At 53.1% G+C, this 24,755-nt stretch carries 25 protein-coding genes and 1 riboswitch; of the genes, 5 read left to right on the top strand and 20 right to left on the bottom strand.

The window, feature by feature from the left end:
- Window positions 1-32: 32 nt before the first annotated feature.
- Together metK and nrdD are read right to left on the bottom strand one after the other, a co-directional pair.
- Complete coding sequence (gene metK / locus R2I50_RS06100) at window positions 33-1,214, bottom strand: methionine adenosyltransferase (RefSeq protein ID WP_316608279.1); 1,182 nt, start codon at window positions 1,212-1,214, stop codon at window positions 33-35.
- A 94-nt stretch (window positions 1,215-1,308) separates the two neighbouring features.
- Window positions 1,309-1,403, bottom strand: a riboswitch (SAM riboswitch).
- Window positions 1,404-1,489: 86 nt separating this feature from the next.
- Window positions 1,490-1,783: an anaerobic ribonucleoside-triphosphate reductase gene (gene nrdD, locus R2I50_RS06095; RefSeq protein ID WP_316608272.1), complete on the bottom strand. Its 294-nt coding sequence runs from the start codon at window positions 1,781-1,783 to the stop codon at window positions 1,490-1,492.
- A 297-nt stretch (window positions 1,784-2,080) separates the two neighbouring features.
- Between nrdD and R2I50_RS06090 the strand changes: the two genes are divergently transcribed.
- A complete protein-coding gene (locus R2I50_RS06090) occupies window positions 2,081-2,206 on the top strand; it encodes a DUF3789 domain-containing protein (RefSeq protein ID WP_316608271.1) in 126 nt (41 codons plus the stop codon).
- 44 nt (window positions 2,207-2,250) lie between these two features.
- Here the strand turns inward: R2I50_RS06090 and R2I50_RS06085 are convergent, their stop codons facing one another.
- The 13 genes from R2I50_RS06085 to rlmD all read right to left on the bottom strand — a co-directional run bounded on the left by R2I50_RS06085 (window position 2,251) and on the right by rlmD (window position 16,308).
- Complete coding sequence (locus tag R2I50_RS06085; protein WP_316608270.1) at window positions 2,251-3,150, bottom strand: SPFH domain-containing protein; 900 nt, start codon at window positions 3,148-3,150, stop codon at window positions 2,251-2,253.
- 62 nt (window positions 3,151-3,212) lie between these two features.
- Window positions 3,213-3,653, bottom strand: coding sequence for an NfeD family protein (locus tag R2I50_RS06080; protein ID WP_316608269.1), 441 nt, complete (start codon window positions 3,651-3,653; stop codon window positions 3,213-3,215).
- Window positions 3,654-3,715: 62 nt separating this feature from the next.
- Window positions 3,716-4,000 (bottom strand): hypothetical protein, encoded by a 285-nt coding sequence (locus R2I50_RS06075; protein WP_316608268.1) that lies wholly within the window; start codon window positions 3,998-4,000, stop codon window positions 3,716-3,718.
- 67 nt (window positions 4,001-4,067) lie between these two features.
- Complete coding sequence (locus R2I50_RS06070; protein WP_316608267.1) at window positions 4,068-4,904, bottom strand: prohibitin family protein; 837 nt, start codon at window positions 4,902-4,904, stop codon at window positions 4,068-4,070.
- Window positions 4,905-4,931: 27 nt separating this feature from the next.
- On the bottom strand, window positions 4,932-5,468 hold the full coding sequence (locus R2I50_RS06065; protein ID WP_316608266.1) for a DUF1836 domain-containing protein: 537 nt from the start codon (window positions 5,466-5,468) through the stop codon (window positions 4,932-4,934).
- Between the two features lie 189 nt (window positions 5,469-5,657).
- Window positions 5,658-6,551, bottom strand: a complete 894-nt coding sequence (locus R2I50_RS06060) for a 2-oxo acid dehydrogenase subunit E2 (protein ID WP_316608265.1) — start codon at window positions 6,549-6,551, stop codon at window positions 5,658-5,660.
- Window positions 6,552-6,580: 29 nt separating this feature from the next.
- Window positions 6,581-7,360, bottom strand: a complete 780-nt coding sequence (locus R2I50_RS06055; RefSeq protein WP_316608264.1) for an MBL fold metallo-hydrolase — start codon at window positions 7,358-7,360, stop codon at window positions 6,581-6,583.
- Complete coding sequence (locus R2I50_RS06050) at window positions 7,357-9,048, bottom strand: class I adenylate-forming enzyme family protein (protein WP_316608263.1); 1,692 nt, start codon at window positions 9,046-9,048, stop codon at window positions 7,357-7,359. Before R2I50_RS06050 ends, R2I50_RS06055 begins: the two co-directional genes overlap by 4 nt.
- Window positions 9,049-9,287: 239 nt before the next feature.
- Entirely contained in the window at window positions 9,288-12,701 is a 3,414-nt protein-coding gene (locus tag R2I50_RS06045) for a dockerin type I domain-containing protein (protein WP_316608262.1), read from the bottom strand.
- Between the two features lie 21 nt (window positions 12,702-12,722).
- Window positions 12,723-13,583 carry a hypothetical protein gene (locus tag R2I50_RS06040; RefSeq protein ID WP_316608261.1) on the bottom strand — a complete coding sequence of 287 codons (861 nt, stop codon included), beginning with the start codon at window positions 13,581-13,583 and terminating at the stop codon, window positions 12,723-12,725.
- A 170-nt stretch (window positions 13,584-13,753) separates the two neighbouring features.
- Window positions 13,754-13,921 carry a hypothetical protein gene (locus R2I50_RS06035; protein WP_316608260.1) on the bottom strand — a complete coding sequence of 56 codons (168 nt, stop codon included), beginning with the start codon at window positions 13,919-13,921 and terminating at the stop codon, window positions 13,754-13,756.
- Window positions 13,896-14,870, bottom strand: a complete 975-nt coding sequence (locus R2I50_RS06030) for an alpha/beta hydrolase (protein WP_316608259.1) — start codon at window positions 14,868-14,870, stop codon at window positions 13,896-13,898. The genes R2I50_RS06035 and R2I50_RS06030 overlap by 26 nt, the downstream gene beginning before the upstream one ends.
- A 79-nt stretch (window positions 14,871-14,949) precedes the next feature.
- Window positions 14,950-16,308, bottom strand: coding sequence for a 23S rRNA (uracil(1939)-C(5))-methyltransferase RlmD (gene rlmD, locus R2I50_RS06025; protein WP_316608258.1), 1,359 nt, complete (start codon window positions 16,306-16,308; stop codon window positions 14,950-14,952).
- A 258-nt stretch (window positions 16,309-16,566) separates the two neighbouring features.
- Between rlmD and murC the strand changes: the two genes are divergently transcribed.
- Complete coding sequence (gene murC, locus R2I50_RS06020) at window positions 16,567-17,946, top strand: UDP-N-acetylmuramate--L-alanine ligase (protein WP_316608257.1); 1,380 nt, start codon at window positions 16,567-16,569, stop codon at window positions 17,944-17,946.
- Between the two features lie 320 nt (window positions 17,947-18,266).
- On the opposite strand, the gene R2I50_RS06015 is transcribed toward murC, so the two are convergent.
- The 4 genes from R2I50_RS06015 to R2I50_RS06000 form a co-directional block, all read right to left on the bottom strand.
- Window positions 18,267-19,973, bottom strand: a complete 1,707-nt coding sequence (locus R2I50_RS06015) for a trypsin-like peptidase domain-containing protein (RefSeq protein ID WP_316608256.1) — start codon at window positions 19,971-19,973, stop codon at window positions 18,267-18,269.
- 214 nt (window positions 19,974-20,187) lie between these two features.
- A complete protein-coding gene (locus R2I50_RS06010) occupies window positions 20,188-20,754 on the bottom strand; it encodes a ubiquitin-like protein (RefSeq protein WP_316608255.1) in 567 nt (188 codons plus the stop codon).
- Complete coding sequence (locus R2I50_RS06005; protein ID WP_316608254.1) at window positions 20,738-21,205, bottom strand: GNAT family N-acetyltransferase; 468 nt, start codon at window positions 21,203-21,205, stop codon at window positions 20,738-20,740. The genes R2I50_RS06010 and R2I50_RS06005 overlap by 17 nt, the downstream gene beginning before the upstream one ends.
- Window positions 21,206-21,232: 27 nt before the next feature.
- Entirely contained in the window at window positions 21,233-22,048 is an 816-nt protein-coding gene (locus R2I50_RS06000; RefSeq protein ID WP_316608253.1) for an amidohydrolase family protein, read from the bottom strand.
- A gap of 200 nt (window positions 22,049-22,248) precedes the next feature.
- On the opposite strand from R2I50_RS06000, the gene R2I50_RS05995 reads away from it, so the two are divergent.
- The 3 genes from R2I50_RS05995 to R2I50_RS05985 are packed head-to-tail and all read left to right on the top strand — an operon-like array spanning window position 22,249 to window position 23,315.
- Complete coding sequence (locus R2I50_RS05995; RefSeq protein ID WP_316608252.1) at window positions 22,249-22,449, top strand: spore coat associated protein CotJA; 201 nt, start codon at window positions 22,249-22,251, stop codon at window positions 22,447-22,449.
- Window positions 22,442-22,690, top strand: a complete 249-nt coding sequence (locus R2I50_RS05990; protein WP_316608251.1) for a spore coat protein CotJB — start codon at window positions 22,442-22,444, stop codon at window positions 22,688-22,690. Before R2I50_RS05995 ends, R2I50_RS05990 begins: the two co-directional genes overlap by 8 nt.
- A gap of 1 nt (window position 22,691) precedes the next feature.
- Window positions 22,692-23,315: a manganese catalase family protein gene (locus R2I50_RS05985; protein ID WP_316608250.1), complete on the top strand. Its 624-nt coding sequence runs from the start codon at window positions 22,692-22,694 to the stop codon at window positions 23,313-23,315.
- Between the two features lie 163 nt (window positions 23,316-23,478).
- Here the strand turns inward: R2I50_RS05985 and R2I50_RS05980 are convergent, their stop codons facing one another.
- A complete protein-coding gene (locus R2I50_RS05980) occupies window positions 23,479-24,624 on the bottom strand; it encodes a nucleoside hydrolase (RefSeq protein WP_316608249.1) in 1,146 nt (381 codons plus the stop codon).
- Between the last annotated feature and the right edge of the window lie 131 nt (window positions 24,625-24,755).

The following is a 24,755-nucleotide window of genomic DNA, read 5'->3' as shown; positions in this document are numbered from 1 at the left end:
CCGCCGAAAGCGGGGCTTTGTCTATGAGATCATTACTGTAATGCAGCCTTAAGCACAAGGGTCTTGTCAATATTCTCCCAGCGAACGCCGAGTTCCTCGCGGCCCATATGACCGTAGGCGGAAAGCGGCGCGTAGCGGGTATGGAGCAGGTCAAGCTCGCGGATAATAGAGGCGGGACGTGCGTCAAAGACGCGGCTGACTGCGTCAGCAAGCTGTTCATTGGTAAATTCGGAGGTGCCGAAGGTATCGACCATAACAGAAACAGGCTTCGCGACGCCGATCGCGTAAGCGAGCTGTACCTCCGCCTTCTTCGCAAGGCCGGCGGCAACGATATTCTTCGCGATATAACGTGCATAATACGCGGCGGAACGGTCGACCTTCGTCGGGTCTTTACCGGAGAAAGCGCCGCCGCCGTGGCGCGCATAGCCGCCGTAGGTATCGACGATGATCTTCCTACCGGTCAAGCCGGAATCGCCCTGCGGGCCACCGATAACGAAACGACCGGTCGGGTTGACGAAGATCTTGGTCTCATCATCGATGAGGGCTTCGGGGATCACGGGGCGGATGACCTCGGCGATGATGTCTTCACGAATCTTATCGAGGCTGATATCGTCGTCGTGCTGAGTCGAGACGACAACGGTATGGACGCGCTTCGCAACATCGCCGTCATACTCGATCGTGACCTGGGTCTTTCCGTCGGGACGAAGATACGGCAGGGTGCCGTCTTTACGCACCTGAGTCAGACGTAACGCCATCTTCTGTGCCAGAGAGATCGCCAGCGGCATGAGCTCGGGGGTCTCGTCGCAGGCATAGCCGAACATCATGCCCTGATCGCCCGCGCCAAGCTGATTCGCTTCAGCCTCTTCCCCATCCTTGAGCTCGAAGCTCTCGTTCACGCCCATAGCGATATCGGGGCTCTGGGTATCGAGAAACACGTTGACCTCGCAGGTGTTGCCGTCGAAGGTCGCGCGCTCGCAATCGTAGCCGATCTCGCAGACCGCCTTGCGGGCGACTGCCTCATAATCGACTTTGGCGGTAGTGCTGACTTCGCCCATGATATTGATCCTGCCTGTGGTAGCGGTGGTCTCGCAGGCGACATGCGCATTCTCATCCTGCGCAAGGATCGCGTCTAATATCGAATCCGACACACGGTCGCAGACCTTGTCGGGATGTCCTTCGGTTACGGACTCGGATGTAAATAAATATGACATAATATACCTCTCTTATAATATAAAGTGTGACTCATCAAAAATACGAATAATAAGCAATCATATAAAAAGCTCCACACGGCAGACCGCATGGAGCGTTGACTCATCTTTCGGTACTACCGCAGGATTTGGCACCTTACTTTCGCAGGTTGCCGGACTTCACAGGGCCTGTCCCTCCGTCGCTCTTGATAAGTGGTTTGTTGTTCAATTGTACACTATCCGACAGGATATGTCAAGTGATCCCGTTATAATCGATCAAGATTTCTATTGCGGATAATCGATTACGCGATCTCCTCCAGAGAGCAACCGCAGTCGATGGAATGCTTGACTCTGTCCCGAACCTCAGCGCGCTTAGCGTCGTTGAAGCGGTCAACGGTACCGACGAGGTAGCCGGTGATGCGGCGGATACGCTCGAAAGGAACGTTATCATAGGTATAGCTCATATCGACATACTCGCCGTCAACGGTGAAGTCAATGGTCTTGAAAATTTTATCGGGATTCTGCTGCTTGAGCTGAGCTACATATGCGTTGATCTCATTTTTAGAAAGGCTTCCGCCTGTTACTGTTACGGTCATGTTAATCTCCTCATTTCCTAATGTTCTTATTTTGTAAGCAAATATGCGGTTAAAACACACTTTATCTTGATTGCAATTAAGATATTAGCACAATATCTTGTGGTTTTCAAGTAACAAAACTAATATTTACAGTTACAATGTTTTAACCTTATTTTGCGCTGCGGAATAAAAGCGGCGCTATATATAGTATTTTACAACATGAACGCATATTTATAATTAAGAATTGGAATAATAGAAATAAATAGTTTTCACGGTTGTAATTCTGAAGTATTCATTAATTCATAAAGAGGTGAAAGCATGATCGGTTTCCTGATCGGATTGTTCATCGGCGGGTTTGCCGGAGTCGCTGTGATGGCGTTGCTGAATGTTGCAAGTGAAGCAGATCATCATATAGATGAACAGAGCAGAAACGCAGAAGCATAACAAAGGAGCAGCCCTCGCGGACTGCTCCTTGTTCTGTTCTTGGATTATTCCTTTACGTCGGTGACCATTTCCTTGACGGAGGTGGCAAGACCGGCGATATTCTGCATATCGGAGGGGATAATCAGCTTAGTGGACTTGCCGTCGGCGACCTTTTGGAGAGCTTCCAGAGACTTCAGCTGGATAACCTTCTCGGAGGGATTCGCTTCACTGAGCATGCGCAGGGCGTCGGCATACGCCTTCTGGACGGCGAGGATCGCCTGCGCTTCACCTTCCGCTTCACGGATCTTAGATTCCTTCACGGCGTCAGCCTTGAGGATCGCACTTTCCTTCAAGCCCTCTGCGACGAGGATCTGGGAACGCTTCTCACCCTCTGCGTCGAGGATGCGGGCGCGGCGCTCACGCTCCGCCTTCATCTGCTTCTCCATCGCGTCCTGGATCTCACGCGGAGGCAGAATGTTCTTCAGCTCGACACGGATCACGCGGATGCCCCATGCGTCGGTCGCTTCATCGAGGATGATACGGATCTTGTCATTGATGGTATCGCGGGAGGTCAGGGTGGAATCGAGCTCCAAATCGCCGATAATATTACGCAGGGTAGTAGCGGTAAGGTTCTCGATCGCCGCGAGCGGCTGCTCTACGCCGTAGGTGTAAAGCTTGGGATCGGTGATCTCGAAGTAGACGACAGTGTCGATCTGCATCGTGACGTTATCGCGGGTGATAACGGGCTGGGGCGGGAAGTCGACGACCTGTTCCTTCAGCGAGACCTTCTTCGCAATACGGTCGATGAAGGGGATCTTAAGGTGCAGACCGGTACCCCATGTCTGATAATATGCGCCCAGTCGCTCAATCACAAAGGCGTGAGCCTGCGGAACGATCTTGATATTGCGGACAACAACGATGATAATGAGCAGTACAATGACTGCGATAATAATATAACCTGCCATGATATATTCCTTTCATAATAATCAATGTTTGTACATTCTTACGATAGGTCAAATACTATCGTTTACTGTGTTTTAACCGCTTCCACTATCAGCTTGACGCCCTCGATAGCGGTTACGATGACCCTCTCCCCTTCGGGGATCGGCATACCGGTTGCGGAACGCGCCGTCCACTTCTGATTATCCACCTTGACCATGCCTTCCGCCTTCTCGTTATCGATGGATTGGATGACGATGGCGGACTTGCCGACATAGCGGTCGGCATTGGTCGGCTGGGAAGCGCGGTTCTTCATCTTCTTGACCAGCGGCCTGGTAGCGATCAGGGCGAGTCCCGATACCACGATGAACACGGCCGCCTGGATCACGATGCTGTCGGTCATCAGCGACGAGATGCATGCTCCGATTGCACCGACGCAGAACCAGATCGAAACCAGCTGTACGGTAGCTGCCTCAAGCACTGCCATCACGATCGCCAGTACCAGCCAAAATATTGTCATACTGCTCATACTTCACCTCCATGTTCGTTCGTATTCACCACTTAAATCCAGTGTAAGCATTTTGAACTCTTTTATATATCATGATCCTTGAAGATCGATTCGGGGTTATTCTGCGGCTGTACCGGCGCATTTTGTTTATCCGCGCGGCGTGCGACGAAGAAGGAGATCACCAGCACGAGAAACAGCGGCGTGAAGATTGCCTCCAGGAGCGGATTACCGACGATCCACGAGATCAGCGTCAGTATGAATACAATGACTGTCAAAGCAGCGCTGATCGTCGTGAAGGTGCTCTTGCTCTGGGAACCATATACGTCCTGATACTGGTTCGCCTGAGCGGCGACGGGACGGTTTTTCATGAAATCTTTATTATTGTTTTCCATTGTTTTCTGAATGAGTAGTTGGTATGATCAACTTTCAAATCGATCAGTTGCTGCTGCTTACGCTGCCGAGGTCGATGATGGTACCGCTGCCGCCGGTGACCTTGGGCATCTCGCCGTTCCACTTCTCGATCTTCTTGTTTTCAATGACCTGATCGGTCAGAGACTTAGACAGCGTGGTGTTTGCTTCCGCTTCACCCTGAGCGCGGATCTTGGCGGCTTCCGCCTCCGCCTCGGCGTTGGTGATAGCGGTCTTCTTCTCAGTCTCAGCCTTCAAAAGCTTCTGCTGCGCGACCTGCTTCTCTTCGATCGCGGTAATGAACGCATCGGAGAAGTCGAAGTTGACGATATTTACGTCGGTAACATACAGACCGATGGAGTTGAGCTTGTTGTTCAGCTCCTCGACAAGACCCTTAGAGATCAGCGCTCGGTTGGTGACGGTTTCCTCGGCAGTGTACTTTGCGGTGATCGCCTTGAGGACTTCATTGACAGCGGGGGTCACGAGGACATCCTCGTAGTTCGCGCCGATGTTCTTGTAGATGCTGTAGGACTTGGCGGTATCGACACGGTAGTTGATGGCGAGGGTGGTGTCGACGCTCTGCAGGTCCTTACTGAACGCCTCAGTGGTGACCTCCAGCTTCTGGATACGGTTGTCGATCATCACGACGTTCTGGATAAAGGGGATCTTCGCGTGGATACCTTCCTGTAGGACACCCTCATTGACCTTACCCATCGTGACGACTACGCCGGTATGACCGGCGCCGACGACGGTGATCGTGTTGACGGCGATGATCGCGATGACCGCAACGATCGCCAGAATAATAATAAGCTTCTTTATCTTAGGGTTTGTCAGCTTGACATCGGTTACGTTTACGTTATTCATGTGAAACTCCTTGTAAAATATACATGATCAGCCTTGACAATTCTGTTGAAACAGGCTGTCGGCTTTTCTTTTATATAGATTTGCGATATGGGTATATGCCATGATATTGAGTGCATTGAGGATCTTATCCTTCCCCTCAAAGCCGAGAAGTTCTTCTCGTGCGATGCTGTTCACAAGCTCCTCTACGTCATCGGGAGCAGGCTTGCGTCGCTCGAGCTCCAGGGCGATATGATAAAAGATATCGTACAGATCCTCCTCGGGGATCAGGTCGTCGGACTCATCATCGGCGTCGCCGTTGACGAAGCAAAGCAGCTCCCCTACCCTGTCGATCTGCATGCTCTCACGAAGCTGAGCGATCAGCAGGATACGTGCCAGATGGCGGCGGTGGTACTTCTTGCGGACAGGATGCGGAACGAATCCGCGTTTGATCCAATTCTGGATAGTGGATGGTTCGAGCTCAGTTAGAGAACATATCTGTCCGAGGGTCAGTCCGTCCGTCGCGTTGATCAGCGGGGCAACCTCCGCGATCCTGCCCGTTCGCTTACCGGCGGGATTATCTGTCATCTTGGTTTCCTCCTCGTTTGAGTTTACCAGATTATATCACAAGTTCATTTGACTGTCAATAGTTTTCAGATGAATTTTTACGAAAATTTTTATTTGGTTCCATATGAGGAAACGCATCCTCATCCCTAACTCCTCCAAAGTTTTCCCGCACCAAAAACGCCCACCGGAAAGGTGAGCATTGTTTACGGATTATTTATAATCAAAGCCGCTGGGCTCATTGATCGGACGATCGAGCAACTCGGGATGGTCACAGATATGCTGCACGAGCTTCAAACTGCGGGCGAAGTAGAATCCGTCGCCGATTCGCTCGTCAAGAGTCGCGCCGATATCGCAGACAGTGCGGACCTGCTTACTGCCGTCGGGCATGATTCGTTCCTCGTCATGGATGGTACCGATGGTGATCATCATGCTGTTGGTGCCGTAATTATTGAGATGATGATAAACAGCGGGGCACTTGATCGAACCGAGGTTAGAGAGGAAAATCGACGAGAAATGCGGGTCGCCGTCGGTCAGTGCCTTCGGGTTCTTGCCCCAGAAGTCCATCCAGCGGACGATCCTGCAGATCAGCATAATCAACGGACGCGGAAGAGCGCCGACCTTATCGAGCAGATCGTCTACGCCTGCCTTACTACCCTGACTGCGCACTTTCTTGACTCGATCGACAACCAGCCGACTGACGTCATCAACAGTATCGGAAGGCTTAGGCACAAAGAACAACAGCGCTTCCTCAGCGTGATCGTCAAAAGCGAGCTTTGCGGTAAAGGCGACGCTGATCTCATAACGCTCGTAGGTACGTCCGCCCTGAACAAAACGGTTCATCAGCGGGCGTTCGTTGACCATCTTCGCGACAGCAGCGATCACACAATGAAAGAAGGTGGTCTTCAGATCGGGGTGCTGCTCATTCTTCATTTTTACGAACTTCACGAGCTCCGTCACATCAAGCGTATCGTTGAGATAGACCTCGCAGTCGGTGCGCTTCGGCCACAGATTCGACATGATCGTCTGTAGACCGGGTACCTTGACCCTTCTGCCGTCCCAACGGTCGCCCCACTTCCTTTTATATCCGTTAATGACCTTTGCCATGTTTTCATCCCCTTGATTTAGGTAGTTTATTATAGATAATAGACGCTTCCCTGTTCCATCGCGACTGTCGCGATGCCCTTATCATGCATTTCGGCGACAAAATCGTCCGTTGCGATCAACGATGACATCGGCGGGAATGCGTCATCGTAATGATCGAGATAAATACTCTTGGGCTTGAGCTTTTCGATGATCGGTCGAACCGAGGCGGCGGGATCGCCCGTCCCCTGGAACGGCAGAATCATCGCGTCTGCTCCGATCGGATAATCGGTATCTTCATCCATCCCCATACTGCCCATGAGCTGTATGCGCTTACCCTCGGCTTCTATCTCATAGAAAAGCGTCTCGCCGTTCTCTGCGTAGCGTTTATTCAGCTGCAGCAGCTCAACAAGTCGATTTATATGCCGGAGCGTGTCACGCTTGAAAACTGTTTTTCGGATCACGCCGCTGTCAAAGCGACAATGCCGCCCCTGATAGACGGTGATGCGGAAGCTGCCGAGTTCCAAATGATCGCCGGGACGAATCAAACGGAGCTTCTCCTCCCCCACACCTCGGCGCTTCAACGTTTCACAAGGCGTTTCGGTCGCATAGATCGGAGTCTCGCTGTCGTGGTAGACAGCGGGAATATCATAGATATGATCAAAATGCCCATGTGTTACCAGAACGGCGCTTGCGGTACGGTAGCTCGCCGAGAGGTGCTCGCGACGGAAAGGTTCTTCTTCATACGGCATACCGAGAAAGGGATCGAATACGATCCGCGTGCCGCCGGATTCAAGCAAGACTGCAGCCGTACCATACCATGTCAGCTTCATTTCGCCGCCTCTGCGTCGATCTCAGCGTTCGCTTCATCCTCGAGCTTACGGTAAGCGACTTTGCCGACCAACGTCTTAGGCAGCTCATCACGGAACATGATCTCCTTAGGCAGGGCGTACTTTGCAACGTGAAGCTTTAATTCGTTCATGATCTTTTCTTTAAGTGCTTCGGAAGGCTCGATTCCGTCATGCAGTACCACGTAAGCACGGACGCGCTGCATACGATGGGTGTCCTTTACGCCGATGACGCAGCTGTAAGCCACCTCGTCAATACCGTCGATAAGGTTCTCGATCGGACCGGGATAGACGTTATAGCCGTTGGTGATGATCATGCGCTTGATACGCTGTTTGAAGTAGACATAGCCGTCCTCGTCCATGTAGCCGAGATCGCCGGTATAAAGCCAAATATTGCCGTCGGCAAGTTTGCGAAGGGTCGAAGCGGTCTCCTCGGGATTCTTGAGGTAACCGGTCATCAGTGACGGTCCGCGCAGAATGATCTCACCCTCCTCGCCGAAGGGCAGAACGTCATCCGTACCGGGACGGACAATCTGATAATAGGTATCGGGATACGGGAGTCCGATACTGTTCTCGCGGTACTCATCCTTCGGGGTCAGACAGGATGCGGTCACGCACTCGGTCAGGCCGTAGCCCTCGCGTACCTGAATAGAGGCGTTATGCTCCTTAAGAAAGGTATCGATACTCCTCTTGAGCTCGACAGAGAGAGAATCACCGCCGCAGAACATACCCTTCAGGTATGACAGATCCTTGCCCTCGAGCTGAGGCAGGTGCAGAAGCGCTTCAAAAATCGTCGGTACGCCCGCGATGAAGTTCGGCTTCTTCTTGATCAGGGCGTTCGCATAGCTGTTCTTGTCAAAGCTCGGCATCAGCATACAGCAGGCGCTGTTGATCAATACCGTGTGGATATTGATACCCAGACCGAAACCGTGGAACATCGGCATACAGCTGAGCACGCGCAGTCCCTTCATGTATTCTATATCGATCGCCACGCGTGACTGCATCGCGCAGGCGTTGAAGTTTAAATTCGTCAGGCAGATTCCCTTCGGAACGCCGGAGGTTCCGCCGCTGTAGAGTATCGCGGCGGTAGCATCTTTCTCATATACGATCTCGGGCAGAATCTTGACCGTCTTGGCACCTTTGAGGAATTTCTTATACAGGATACTGTTCTCGGTGTTGGGATATTTCAGGTATTCCTTGCCTTTTTTCAGCACATAAGCCATGTCGAGAGGCGGCGGAAGTTCATCCTGCATACGGCAGACGATCGCCTTGACGGGATGGTCGGCGTTCTCGATCGCTTTGCTGACATTCCCAAAAAACATATCCACCGTCACGATCGCCTTACTTTCACTGATGTTGAGGTAGTACGTGATCTCATTCTGTGCCGAGAGCGGATGCACCATGTTGGCGACTGCACCGATTCGGTTGATTGCATAGAAGCACTCCAGCGTCTGAGGCAGGTTTGGCATACACAGCGTTACTGCGTCGCCTTTCTTGATACCCAAAGCGACAAATGCACGAGCGCAGCGCTCGATTCGTTTGACAAAAGTAGAATATTTCATTTTTCTGCCGAAAAACTCGACAGCGTATTCATCAGGCGTTAGTCGGGCGGCACGCTCCACCATCTGGAACATGGTCAGCGCGGGATAGTTGATTTTCTTTACAGTGTTCATAGTTACCTTATCACCGATCATCTTTCATTTCATGTTATCTTAGCGACTGCCTCTTTATTTTACCTAAATCGACCGTAAATGTCAATAAACATAATCATGATTACCACGCCATATCATGATTACCACGCCAATATAATTATTTTTCAATAACTCTTCAGTAATGCTATCATTAGATTGCATGTTTCATCAAAACGGCTCCGCCGCAAACGCAACGGAGCCAAAGATAAAACTATCGTATATTATTTGATCGGTTTGCCGATATTTTCGTTCGCGGGCATATCAGCCAACCAGTATTGGAGCATGGTTGCGTCCATGACGGACATTGTACCATCCTCATCGGTGTCTGCGGCGGCAAAGTTACAGGAAAGCGGAGTCAACATCCATGCAGCGTTACGCTGGATGAAGGTAACATCAGCGGCGGTAACATCACGGTCAACGTCAACGTCGCCGAGCATCGGGTGCTCCTGATAACGGCGATCGTCGAGCACCTGCTCGAGGATAGCGACAAGCTTCGCGATATCCGCCTTATTCTCTTCAAGACTCTTCTCCGTGTCGTAAGGGATCGCGGTGATCGCAGTCTTAGCGGCGGAGATCAGCAGCTTGCTGACTTCACTGTCGCCATCCTGAGCGAGAGAGTCAACATAAGCGAGCTTATCCGCTACGTACTTGTCAAACGCTTCAAGATCCTTTTCATGAAGCATATCTTCATACGCCTGAATCGAATCAAAGAGCTTGTCGGAGTTAGTTACCAAACTCTGCTCGGTACCGTTCAGATCATGATATGCGGCAAGCAGTTCGTCAAGCTGAGCCTTGTATTCATCGGTCAGCTCGGGCTCGCCGAGCTTGTCGATCGCTTCGATCAGCTCGGCATAAGACATCGGGTGAGCGACGGAGCGGGGATAGAAGTCCTTGCCGCTTTCGCCGTCAAGGTTCTGCTTGCGGGCTAAGAGACCGAGCTCGATATACAGGGACTCAGGCTCGACAGCGATACCGGTGTAGTTACCGGTGAGCTTCAGTTCGGGCTTATCGGCGAGGGTCGCGTTCCAGATATCGACGGAACCGGTCGCGCAGTTCTTATCCATAAGGGAATAGTAGTTATTATCGGGATCGGCAATATACGCCTTCATCATCTCGAGCTCGTCGGCAGTGATATCAACGGAGTAATAGTTGTTCGGGAGCTGGGAATCAGGTCTTCTGAACTGGTTATACATCTCGCGGTTGATATCCAAACCGCCTTCGCTGCGGCCGTTGACGGGATTCTCACCGGTCTTGCGGGATGTAGTGATGATCGTCTTAAGGACGTCCGCAAGGCTGTCGAAGGTCGCGTTTTCATCGACTGTACCGTCCTCGATATAGCTCCGAAGCTGTTCGATCAGGATCTGAGCCTGCTCGACGGAGGAGATATCACTGTTCTCCAATACGCTCAAGATCACCTCAACTCTGCCTTCGTCATAGCCGTAGTTAGACATCGTGATGCTCTCGCCGCTCTTGAGAGAAATGATCTGAGGCTCGATACCGATGCCGCCTTCGACGATATCGAAGTAGGATTCGCGATCCTCAAGACCCAGCTCGTTATCGTTGTAAAGAGCGGGATCGGAGGAATAATTCTCGGGATTCTCTGCGTAATCCTTGAGCAGCGCGTCATATTTCTCGTTGGGCTTGTAGTAGCGATAATAGCTGACGGGCAGCTCCATATCCTCGTAGGGAGTGAAGGTAACGGCGCCGTGCGCGATCAGCTGCGCCTTGGTGATCGGGCGGGCAGAGATGGTCAGTCTGCCGACGATCTTGTCGCCCTTGCAGTCACCTAAGATGATCTTGGTGGTCGCAGAAAGCTCAGGTGTGCTGGGGACGTATGCGGTCACGATGACAGCGGCGCCGTCCTCGGGAATCTCATCGGTCACGGTGATCAGACCGTTCTTATCGACGCTGATAAGATCATTTGAGGCGGTATAACGGATACGGTCATCCCACGCGCCGACGATACCGAGCAGACCGTTATATACAGTACGAGCCTCAAGCTGATAGGTATCGTCCTTGCTCTCAAACTTGATATCCTTAGGTAAGCCCTTAATCTGTGCTTCGGCAAAGGTCACGGCGATATCGAGATCGGTATCGGCGGGGATTGAAGCGATGCAGGGGCCTTCAAATTCTTCATTGACGGAAAGCGCCTCACCGTTGCACAGAACAGCGAACACCGCCTTGTTTCCGGTATTACGGGGATAGATATTGACCTCGGTGTCCTTCTTGACGAGATAGCCGGAGTACGGGATGACGGTGTTGTTCTCTTCGGTAACATTATGAAGGACGTAGTTCTCCCCCGTTTCGCCGTTAAAGGTAACGGCTGCGTAGTCGGAACGGTTGCCGAGAACGTCGATCATGAACGCTGCGCCGATGTTCGGGTTCTTCTTGGCGCGCGCCCAAAGCACGGCGGAGCCTTCCTTGACAGCCTTGAGCTCGCTGCCCTCACCCTCGAGTGCTCCGTTCTCGTCGTGAATGATTTCCCATTCCGTCTCATCGAGAACATAGCCCTCCTTATCGCCGTCCGTATAGAGATGCGTGTACTCTTCAACGTTCAGCGTATCGCCGACAAAGATCTGAATCATACCATCCTTGGCGGGCTCGATCTCAGCCTCGACAGTACTGATGTTCAGCTCGGCGTAATTATCAGGCATCAAGCCGCAGTATGCGCCCTCTTCAGCGTCAAAATCCTCTTCCTCATAGATATTCATGCCGTCGATGTCGATACTCTCGATCATATGGCTGATCTCGAGGGAAGAGATATCGGGCTTGACATAGATCTTGGTGCCGCTTTGGAGCTCGGCAACCTTATCGACGGCGATCTTCTGACCGTCCTCCTTATAGTAGACCTCGGCGGTGATCTGAACACCCTCGGGGATATTGTTGTTGACGCGAAGGATATTCTTGGAGCCCTCCTTACCGGATACGATCTTGTAGCTCTGCGGGAGCGTATCCGCGCGGAAGGTGACCTCACCGTTGTCATAGTAGCTCGGCAGCGCCTTACCGTCGGCGTCGGTGACATAGTAGTTTACGCCTTCTTCGGCATCCTTCACAGCGGTCTTGAACCAGATACCTTTCTCCGGCATATTCGAACCGTCGAGGGTCACGGTCTGACCGTTGATAATAAAGTTGATGCCGGTGATCTCGCTGCTGTCAGCCTGTACGTCAACGCCGATCTCCTGCTCATCCTTATTATAATAAATGCCCTTACCGGCTTTAGCTGACGTAACAAGCGGAGTCAAAGCAGTCAGATCCTCATCGACCTGTACAGCTTTATCAGCATAAGTATAGTTTACGGGAGCGACCTTCTCGGGCGCGCTGACATAGACCCAGCCGGTCTCATCCTCGAAGCCTGCGTCGGGCTCCGCTACGCCCTCGGCGTTGTTGAGATAGTAGCCGGGGAGACGGTTCTTGATGCTGTCGCGAACGCCCTTAGGCGCGTCGATGATCGAGAGAATACCGTTTCCGGTAGAGGTCAGGTAATAGGCGTTCGGCTCGCCGTCCTTGGTACCGACCGCGGCGTTCCACGCGCGCAGGGCTACGGTAGCGCAGCTGTTCTTCAGGATAGAGAACTTTCCGTTGTTGCCTCCGAGATAGGCGGTCATGGTGCCGAGCTGTTTCTCGGTGATATCCATCTCATAGGTAACGTTCTCATACTAATCGTACTCGAGCTTCTGGTTATACAGCTCGCGGTTGAAGCAAACGCCGCCGTCCACTACGCCGTCGAGCAGCTTGTTGTAATCGAGTCCGGTCTCGTCGAGCACTTCCTTGAAACGGTCGAAAGCCTGATCGGCGCTGATGGAGCCGTTATCAAGGAGCTTGAAGAGATTCTCGACCACGGTCGCCTTGCCCGCAGCGGTCAGACCCGCCCACAGGGAGCTGTTCTTGATCGAACCGAGCGCCGCCTGCGGTACGCTGAGATCGAAGTCACGGTACATACCGATGGTGACAATCTCGCCGCGGTTCAGGGTAACGGACTTCATATCCTTGTTGAATGTAAAGACGCTGTCGGCGTCGTTACCGGTATGGTTGGAACCGTACGAAATATCCTCGCGGATATTATTATAGTAGAACTCCTCGATCTCATAGCCCGCGTACAGATCGGGTACGTTGATGGTCACACCGTCCTGATAGGATGTGAACAGCAGGTACACATGACCGTCATAGAACTGCATGCTGTCGTTAAAGCGTGCGAGGAGCTTCAGATTACCGACAACGGGAGTGCCGTCCTCAAAATCGCTGACGGTAACGGTATAATCCTGCTGACCGTCGGATACGGTGACGGTACCGGGCTTCATCGCGTTCAGCGCGCCGTTCTCGTCAACCCACGCGATACTCGGGTCGGATGATGTCGCTGTGCTGTCAGCCGACGCAAAATCGGTGATGACGTCGCCTTCAACCATCTCGATCACAGAGTCATTCGCTTCTGCCGCGAGAGCAGTCAGCGGAAAGCTCGAGATCAGGAGAAGTACGGCAAGCAGCAGCGCAAAGAATTTAATGTGCTTTCCGGTTTTCATGCTTGTGCCTCCTTAGGAATAGGTTTACCGACTCTTCGGTAAACGGGTATATATATACTCATTAAATTATAACAGAATCAGCCGAATGATTCAATTCGCTATACATAAAAAAACACCGCACTTTTTTATGCAAAAAGGCAGTATCGCACGCCTGCGGTACTGCCTTTTCATTACTCTTCTGTATCAAAAGGTTTACCGAACCTCTTACGGTCATAAACCTTCTTGCTCTTGGCGACACGGGTAACGGGCTTTATGCCGTTCCAATCAAGTCGCCGTTTTGCGTGATACGCCTTCTGCGCTTTTTTACTCATTTTACTCAGCGGAGTCATCTTTTTCATCGTCAGTCTCCCCCGCTTCTTCACGGTCATGCTCATGCAAGAAGTCAAGCACGATCTTCTCATACCGCTCGGTATCATAGTAATAGCTCAGACCGTGACCCGCCTCGGGGATGGTGTACCGCGTAATCATCTCGGGATTCGCGTCATATACTTCCTCACTCATCGACATCGGGACGAAGTTATCGCCCTCACCGTGGATAATCAGGATGGGAACGGTCGTTTTCTTCACTTCCTCAGCGGCGGTGGTCGCATTGATATCGAAGTGACCGTAGACATGCGCCGCCGCCCATACAAGCGGCCACGAGAGCTCGGGATTCAGCTTGACCTTGCGGCAGACATGCTTGATGATATCCTTCGGAGAGTTGAACGGACAATCCGCTACGATACACTTTACGCTCTCGGGCAAATTCTGCCCCGACGCCATCAGCACCGTGCCGCCGCCCATCGAGATACCGAAGAGGTTGACGGGTTTATCCGCGCCGAAGCGCCTCTCGGCAAACCTGAGCCATGACATCACGTCGAACCGCTCGTTGATACCGAAGCTGATGGTATGACCCTGCGAGCGCCAGTGAGCGCGCTCGTCGATCAGAAGGACGTTATAGCCCTCGCGCATGAGGAACAGTCCGCAGGCTGAGAAGTCGCGCAGCGCCGAGCCGCGGTAGCCGTGGAAGCAGATACACAGAGGCATATCCTCCCTGCCCTCATAATACCGACCGGACAGCCGCAGACCGTCGAACGAGCGGGTATGTACGAACTGACATGGGGTATCCGCGAGCTTCTTGATATTTTCGCGCGCAACAGCGCTGTAGGGATGCTTCATGATAACGGCGGGGCCGTCCGTCTCGTCCATATCCTTCGTCGTCGAATAAAACGTCTTGTGATACGACCAGTACAACCCGCCGAACACTGCGATCACCAGTATCAGCAAAATAATAATCGCAACAACCATCAAATCACCTCAGATTTCGATCCTTTGTACTGTTATTAATTAATAATAAAATACCATAGATCACCAAATAAATCAATCATTAATGATCCGTTTTTAAATAAGCAACCGACTCCACATGGGCGGTGCGGGGGAACATATCGCAGGGGGTTATTTCTTTTACGGAATAATCCTTTTCCGAGAAGAGCTTTAGGTCGCGGGCGAGGGTTGCGGGGTCACAGCTGACGTAGACGACCCTGTCGGGCGACATCTGCACGATGGTGTCGATCAGTTCCGGCGTGAGCCCCTTGCGCGGCGGATCAACCACGATCACGTCGGGACGGATCCCCTCGGCGCGGAGGGTCTCAGCCGCCTTGGTCGCGTCGCCGCAGAGGAAGCGCGCGTTACGCACGCCGTTGCGCGCGGCGTTCTGCTTCGCGTTCTCAATCGCCTCGGGGATGATCTCCACGCCGATCAGCTCTTTGCACCGATCCGCCATGGACATGCCGATCGTACCGGCGCCGCAGTAGAGATCGAGCAGCGTCTCGCTGCCGGTAAGCGCGGCATAGTCCTTCGCCTTACCGTACAGGCGCTCTGCCTGACTGCGATTGACCTGATAGAACGCGGCGGGCGCGATCTCGAAGCGTAGACCGCAGAGCGTATCGGCGATACTGTCGTCGCCATACACCGTGTAGGAGCGCTTGCCGAGGATAACGTTGGTATCATCGGGATTGACGTTGACGACAATGCTCTTGATACAGTCGTATTTTTCTGTTAAAGAATCATAAAGCAGGGTATCATCCTCAAAATGCCTGTCCCCCGCTACGACGCACACCATCACGTCGCCGGTCGACTCGGCATACCGCAGGTACAGATGACGGATGCCGCGTCGGTTTTGCGGCGTATAAATGAGCTGAGGGCGGTGCCTGAGAAAGGTGTAGAAATCGCCCGCGATAGCGTTAAAGATCTCCGGCGAGAGCTGACAGCGTAGGCAGTGCATGATATTGTGGCTGTGGCGGGCGTAAAAGCCCATCACGACCTCACCGGCGCGGTCGAGACCGACAGGGATCATCGCCTTGTTACGATAGCCGTCAATTTTCTCTGATGGAATTATATTTTTCACTAAATCAGCAGGCAGCTTTCCGATTCGGGTCACGGCGTCGATGACCTTCTGCCGCTTGGCGCTCAGCTCCGCGTCATAAGAGATATGGCGGTAAACACAGCCGCCGCAGGAGCGCGACACGGGACAGTCCGGCTCGATACGGTCGGAGGATGGCGTCAGCACCTCCTCCACGCGGGCAAAGCCGACATTCTTCTTCACCTTCAAAACACGCGCGCGGATGATGTCGCCGACAGCGGTATTCGGGACGAAAAAGACAAGCTCCCCTGCCCTGCCGACGCCGTCGCCGTCGGAGGTAAGAGAGGTGATATTCAGTTCGATGATTTCATTTTTACGATACATAGGATATTCCTTCGGTAATGTGGTTAAGATTGCCTCGTCGTCAGCATTACGCCGACTCCTCGCAATGGCATTTTATAATGTTCATTATACAATAGGTGTGCCTTTTATTTTTCTGATTTGACATTATAATTACAATTTGTTTACCCTATTGAACTTTTATGTCAAAAGTGGTAAGATATAGGGAAGTAATGGAGCAGAAACACGCTTTATTGCATATACTACCATGAACGAACCATGATACTAAGGGGATAATTCATCATGAACAAAGATCATCTTTTAGATAATATCAAACGTATCCACTTCATCGGCATCGGCGGCTCGGGTATGTGTCCGCTGGCGGAGATCCTACACAGCGAGGGCTTCGAGCTCTCCGGCTCCGACGCCAACGAGGGCGAGACCCTCGACCGCATCAAGAGCTACGGTATCCCGGTGCACATGGGACACCGTGCCGAGAATATCGAAGGCGCTGAGCTGATCGTCTATACCGCCGCTGTCAAGAGCGACAATCCCGAGCTGGTAGCAGCGAAGGAGCAGGGTATCCCGGCGATCGAGCGCTCCGTGATGCTGGGTATCGTGACCCGCCGCTACAACCGCTCCATCGCGGTAGCGGGAACGCACGGCAAGACCTCCACCACCGCCATGCTCAGTCAGCTGCTGATCAGCTCGGGCTTCGATCCCTCCGCGATCATCGGCGGTAAGCTGCCCTTCATCGGCGGCAACGGCTATGTCGGTCACAGCGACATCATCGTATGCGAGGCGTGCGAGTACGTCGACACCTTCCTCGAGCTCAATCCCTATATCTCCATCATCACCAACATCGACGCCGATCACCTCGACTACTTCAAGACCCTCGACAACATCAAGAAGAGCTTCAACAAGTTCGCTCACCTGACCACGGGGCTGATCGCCTACAACGGCGACGACGAAAACGCGCTCGAGGCGCTCGAGGACGTCACGATCCCGATGCTGACCTTCGGCTTCCGCAAAACCAACGACTACTACGCAGAGAACCTCAGAGATATCAAGGGCGCATACAAGAAATTCGACCTCATGCACAAGGGAGAGAAGCTCTGTGAGATCGATCTGATGGTTCCGGGCAGACACAATATCTACAACGCGCTCGCGGCGGCGACCGTCGCCCACTACCTCGGCGCGACTCCCGAACAGATCGCGGAGAATCTCGGCAAGTTCACCGGCGTACACAGACGCTTTGAGATCCTCGGTGCTCCGCGCGGCATCACCGTTGCCGACGACTTTGCGCATCATCCGACCGAGCTTACCGCTACCCTCAGCTCCGCGATGGAGATGGGCTTCCGCAAGGTCTGGGCTGTGTTCCAACCTCACACCTTCTCCCGCACAGCACTGCTGCTGGATGATTTTGCCAAGGCGCTGAGCATACCCGATCAGGCGATCATCTCGGAGATCCTGCCTGTTCGCGAGACCAACACCTACAATATCTACAATACCGATCTCGGCGCGAAGGTACCGGGCAGCGTATGCATCGATACCTTTGAGGACATCACCAAATACATCGTCGAGAACGCACAGGAGGATGACCTCGTCATCACCCTCGGCGGCGGCAACGTCTATATGTGCGCGAACATGATCCTGAAAGCGCTCAAGACTGAAGAAGACTAATACCGCGGCATTCCGGGGAGGATTGCACGATTTGTTTGAGCGAAGCGAGTACCGGTTGGTCGCTTTGCTCCTGTTTATACAATCCCTCAGTCGCTCCCGCGACAGCTCCCTTTACCAAAGGGAGCCTTTGCCCTCGCAATGACATTTTTAATCGGTTGAGATTGCCACGTCGCTTGCGCTCCTCGCAATTACATTTGTGTACCTCGCGATGACGGGTTAATAAAGACAGAAAGATATCCCGCTGAGTGATCCTCGGCGGGATTTTTGCGTTCAAAAAAGGCAGCCCGTCGGACTGCCTCTCTGATTATTACTGTATTCGATTATCTGCCGAAGCCGAAGCCGCCGCCGAAGCCGCCGAAGGGATCGGAATCGGAATTACTGCTGTTGTCGCCCGACTTCGAGCTGCTCTTGGAGCTTTCGGGAACCTCTTCCTCGAGGGTCAGCTCCAGCTTGCCGGTGCTGCCGCTTCGATTGAGTTCAAAGGTCACCTTATCTCCCGCGGATTTCTCGCGGATCGCCGTCTCGATCTCGCTGGCGGAAGTGATGGCATGACCGTCGACGGATACGACGCGGTCGCCCACGCGGAAGCCGGCTTTCTCAGCGTTTGAGCCGCTGTCGACCGAGCTGATATACACGCCGGTCTCGCTGTTGCCGAAGTAGTACCACGCGTACATCTGGTTGGTCAAGTCGATGAAAGACATTCCGGTCGACGCTCTGCCGCGGACATAACCGTAATCCTTGAGGTCGCCCAGGATATCGAGTACGCTGTTGATCGGGATGACGAAGCCGATATTATCGATGCTCTCGGAGCTGGAGGAGGACTTCGCGACGACGATACCGGCGAGCTCGCCCTGTCCGTTGAACATACCGCCGCCGGAGTTACCGGGGTTGATCGCGGCGTCGGTCTGCATCAGGTGCATGGTCTTGCCGTCGATCGCGATGGAACGGTCGAGCGCAGAGATGATGCCCTCGGTCACAGAACCGCCGAGCGTACCGAGCGGGTTACCGATGATGACCGCCTTATCGCCGACATTCAGCTTGGACGAATCGCCCATGACGGCTACCGGCAGATCCTTTGCGTCGATTTTGAGCAGCGCGATATCGACCTCGGAGTCGGCGCCGACGAGTTTAGCGTCATAGCTGTCGCCGTCACGGGTCGTGACCTTGATCGAGGACGCGCCGTCGATAACGTGGTTGTTGGTCAGGATATAACCGTCGGCGCTGATGATAACACCGGAGCCTGCGCCCTGCGCGATATACTGACCGTAGAAGGACTTGGTCTGGACGACCTCGGTGGTGATCTCTACGACGGTATCCGCTACCTCGGAGGTGATCTGGCTGGTGGTCTTATCAACAAGATTCTCTGTACCGGCGACCTGCGCCTCGGTATTGACCTTATGGATCACCATAGAATCGGAATCGGTACTCTCATACTGCTGCTTGTTCAGATGAGACGCGAGCATGCTGCCGCCGAAGCCTGCGGCGCCCGAGATCAGCAGGCATACCACCAGCAGCAGAGCTACGCCGCCGCGGGACAAACCGCGCTTCTCTTTCTTTCGCGGCTGCGCGGGTGTCGGCGCAGCCTGCTGAGGAGTAGGATAATGATATGAGGGGGTTGTGTAATTCACATTATTTCCGTTCTGATCGCGGGTGAAGCTCTTGTGATAGAAGCCGTCGTTATACGGCGTTTCCTGCTGTGAGGTGCTCTGATAAGACGAGCGCTCTGTATAAGCGGGCTTAGGCGCCTGATAAGGATTCGTGTAGGGATTGGTATAAACAGGCTCCTGCGGCTTAGGGGCTTCATAGCTCGCATAATCCGCCGTATTGTTGACGGTCTGTTCTGGTTGAGCCGCCTCTTCCTGTGCTTTCGGCTCTTCGAAAAGCGAAAAGTCATGGGTGCTGCTTACAGCGGCCTGTTCCGTCTCGGTTTCTGTTTCCTGAGCCTGTACGGGCTCGGCGGTATCAGGCTGATCCGCAACCTGATCAAGGTTCATTTCGTTCTCGTAATCATTGTATTTCTCAGACATAATGATACCTCCTGACGTCTGTATTTTATTATGTTTCGTTACCCGTCAAACATTCCTGTTTTCTGAGTACGCCTATATCTTAATTTGTCAATGTGAAAACCAGTTGACACATAGATGAAATAATTCTGAATGAAATGTGAACAAATCGTGAACAAGAGCGATTCATAAAGAAGAACCGACACTGTTCATGTCGTGCCGGTTCGGTTTTGATAGATTATTGCTGATCGGGTGTTGCAGAACGGTACTCTCCGATCGGATACGCGGTAGGGATCGTACTCAGATAGCGCATGATCAGCGTAGAGTCGATCACATCGACCTCACCGCTGTCGTCAACATCGGCAAGCTGCGTATTGATGGCGCCTTCTCCGATCATCAGAACGTTATACCGCAGAATCAAGGTCGCGTCAACGATTTCGACCTCTCCGTTACTGTCGGCATCGCCGAGGATCCCGCGCAGACGGAGCACCAGATGAAGGGTGTTTTCCTTTTGGATGTTATAATCGGCGAGGGTTCTGCCGTCCTCGAGCTGTTTACCCGCGAAGATCAATCGCTGCTGATCGGGCGGTATCCCCTCTTTCTCCTGTATCTTCTGCTTGATATTCTCGATGGTATCGTTGGATTCTACATCCAGCGTGACGGTCTTGCCGGTCAGCGTACGGACAAAGATCTGCATGCCCGACGGTACGAGATCGATCTCTGCCGCGGAAAATCCGACCGTAATCGCAGAAACCAACAGGATGACCGCTAGCCCAAACGCAAGTATCTTAGACATTTTCATCATGCTTTTTCTCCTGTCGCTGCCTGTCGATGACCATTTGCAGATACGGCAGCAGCTCAAAGCCCATGCGTTCATACAGTCGCATGGCGCCTTTGTTGTAATCCTCGACCTCAAGGCGCAGGCGCATCGCGCAGGACTCGTTCTTGAGCCACTCAAAGAACTCTGTCGCAAGCCCCTTGGAACGATATTCGGGGTCGATATAGATCTCCTCGATCGTGATTGAGATACCGCCCGCCTCCTGAGAGAAGGTCTTGGACAGCAGCGCAAAGCCGCAGGGCGTTCCTTCATATTCAAAGATATAACCTCTTACATAAGTGTCGGAGTGCAGCATCTCGTCAAAGGTCGCACGATAATTCTCAACGGGTACGGGAGCATTGACCGCGTCGGTATGGTAGAAGGTATCGACGTATCGGCGATACAGCTCCCAGTCATTTTCGGTGATTCTTCTGAACATTGATTAAGCGATTCTCCTTGTTCATTATCAATACCAGTGGATACCGAACACCCGGGCGGCGTTGCGGTACATGATGTTGCCGTAGTCCCACGGGCTGAGCATCGCGCCGAGGTCGTGGAAGTACTCCTGATACAGCGAACGGTCGCCGGTGCGGTTATGCAGGTAGGTATCGGGGCCGTCGATCGGGTTGTCGGAGCCGAAGAGGATTTTTCCGCTGCCGAAGCGCTGAACCGCCTTGATCACGGTCTGCACAGGCACCCATGTGGTATCGCCGTAGAGGTTATCCGCCTTCTCGAGCAGATCGAGTGCCTCGCTGTTGTCGGTGCCGAGATCCATATGCACCATCACGAAGTCAAGCTCCGGATGACGCACAGCGGCGTTATACAGATGGATGGATCGCGCTTCCTCACAGCCGCCGGTATGGGACACGATCGGCAGATGATAACGCTCCGCGAGCTCATAGTAGGGCTCGAGCTTCGGATCGTCGGGAGCGGTACGCGAATGGAACGGATGGAGCTTGAAGCCGTAGACCAGACTGCGGTTCTTGTCGAGCAGGTCGATGAATTCTTCATCCGGCTGTTCAGTCGCGATCTTCAACCACGGCATCGCGCCGATACGCTCGGGATACTGCGCCGCGAACTCAAGGGTATCGCGGAACACCTCGTTCTGCGACTTCTGGAAGTAATCGGAGATCGGACGTCCCTCGTGATCGAACTCCGCCGCCTCGATATTTGATACCAGCGAAAAATCCACGCCGTAGCGATCCATCGAGTAGAGCACGTCCTCGGGCGTCATATCAAAGCCCAGCATATGACCGATATGAACATGAGTATCTATCAGCATTCTACCGCCTCCCCTGTTTTTATGATAATATATTAGCACATCAAAGCGCGGGATTCAACCGATTTCACATATTTTTCAGAAAAGCGATCTGACAACGGGTGAAAGCACTCCCCGATCCGAACCAAAAGGCTTCTTCGACATAAGATAATATTGCGGCGGGTGAACCTTGCCCGCCGCAATAACCGTAAGGAGAATCCGATATGGATATGAAACAGATCAGGGCGTCCTACGGGCTCAGACCGTTGCCCGAGGATACCGTTGAGGCGATGGCTTATGTGCCGTATCAGCCCTACTCGCCCGAAATGTGCAAGCCGGTGCTCGGCTATGAAAACGGCACCATGTTCAAGGCGCTGCACAAGCCGTTCTACGGCTGTAAATGCGGAGGTAATGACGATGACTGACCGCGAGATGCTACTCAAAAAGATCGGCACCTGCAAGTTTGCTGTCACCGACATCGACCTCTTTCTCGACACCCATCCGGGCGATACCGAGATGCTGAGGAAACGTGACGAATACCTCGCTCAGCTCCGCCCGCTCGTTGAAAAATTTGAAGAAAAATACGGACCGCTGACCAAGGATGAAAACGCAGCTAACTCGTGGAGCTGGGTCAAGGACCCGTGGCCGTGGGATATGGAGGGCTAATATGTTTGTATATGAAAAGCAACTGCAATACCCCGTAAAGATCAAGAATCCCAACCCCGCCCTCGCAAAGATCATCGCGTCGCAATATGGGGGTCCCGATGGTGAGCTGGGGGCTTCTACACGCTATTTGTCTCAGCGATTCGCGATGCCGATGCCGGAATTGAAAGCGACGTTGACCGACATCGGTACCGAGGAGCTCAACCATCTCGAGATGGTCGGCGCGATCATCTATCAGCTGACCAAGGGCGTCAGCCCCGAAGAGATCAAGAAGGCGGGACTCGACGCGTACTTCGTCGATCACACCACCGGCATCTACCCCGCCTCGGCGGCAGGCGTACCGTTCAACGCTATGGCGATCGCCAGCAAGGGCGACGCGATCACCGACCTGCATGAGTCCATGGCGGCGGAGCAGAAGGCTCGCACCACCTACGATAATATTCTTCGATTCTGTGACGATCCCGACGTCATCGACCCGATCCGCTTCCTCAGGGCGCGCGAGGTCGTACACTACCAGCGCTTCGGCGAGAACCTGCGACTGCTGACCGATCAGCTCGACAGCAAGAACTTCTACGCCTTCAATCCGAGCTACGACAAAAATTGCTTTAAGAAAAGAAAAGACAGATAACCTGTTACAGCCGGTGCCGTAACAGGGCATAAGAATGCCGGGCAGCGCTTGACTGTCCGGCATTTACCGATTTTTTAAACTTGATCTATAAGCTATTATTTTTCCTATTAAGAATTAACCCGCCATACAATTGAGGAAAGTAAAGGATGAAATATCAACCGCTTTACTGCTCCAACAGTGAAGCCAGCTTCTCCCTGAAGCCCTTGCTGTTTATCTTAGTAATCACGTTGAAGTTGTAATCCTCAAAGGTGATACCTGAATCGTAGCCGTAGCTCTTCTTGTACAGTACGACCTGACCGTAGGTCTCGTTATCCTCGGTCATCACAACCGGATGACATGCCTCGGTCTCCTGTACAAAGCCGTCCCAAAGCACACACGCCATGCAGGTGCCGTCAGGATTATCGGCGTACGCCTTACCGTTCGCTTGCTCATTGAACTTGACAAGACCGCCGAACGACTTGGCAAAAAATTCCGATAAACCGCCCTTGGAGGCGATTTCATCGAGCCATTCCTTCGTATGGATGACATCGTCGTTCATCATATCGAGTCCGAGCACCGTGACCGGAACGCCCGATTCGGCAAAAACCTTGTATGCTTCGGCGTCGTGATAGACGTTGAACTCCGCTACGGGGGTCGCGTTACCGTGACCAAAGCCCGTTGTACCCATCGACCAATAGCGCTTGACACGCTTCATCGTCTCTTCGTCCTTATCGAAGGCGAGCGCCAGATTCGTCACGGGACCTAGCGCGATGATCTCCACCTCGTCGGGGTTCGCCTTGATCGTATCGAGGATGAAGTCGATCGCACTGCCGTCCGCCGCCTTACGCGTCGGATGGATCAGGTCCTGATCGCCCATGCCGTCCTTGCCGAACACGCTGAACACATTGCGCGGATTACCGGTATAGGTAGCGTCCGCGCCCGCGTAAACCGGCGCGTCACTGCCCGCCATCTCAAGCGTCATCAAAGCGTTTTTGACCGCCTGATCCAGCTTGACGTTGCCTTCGGAGACCGTTACGCCGAGGATCTCGACGTTCGGATCCTTTGCCGCGATGATCAGCGCCGCGGCGTCATCGCCGGCGGTATCGGTATCGATGATGATTTTTCGCTTCTGCTGTATTTTATCGGCAGACAGCGCTTTACCCTGATCCGCCGTCGCAGGAGCCTCCGTCCCGGCTTTATCGGTCGGCTGACCCTTACTTCCGTTCGCCGTGAAAGCCCATGCGCATGATACCGCGATCAGCGCGACCGCCAAAATCGCAGACAGCACCTTCCACGGGGTCGCGGTACTTTTCGTCTTATTCTCCATCATGAATCCTCCTCGAAAATAATCGCATATAGAGAGTGTTGGTTTGTCAATGATGTGTTACACAAATTCAAGAAAAGATGACCTCGCTGGTATTGAGGAAATGGTAAAGGAACTCGCGAGGGGATTTCCAACCG

The sequence above is a fragment of the uncultured Ruminococcus sp. genome, from assembly GCA_902785355.1.
In the GTDB taxonomy this organism is placed as follows: domain Bacteria; phylum Bacillota; class Clostridia; order Oscillospirales; family Acutalibacteraceae; genus Ruminococcoides.
Note: the sequence above shows the minus strand (reverse complement) of the source record. Positions and strands in the feature narration are given on the sequence as shown.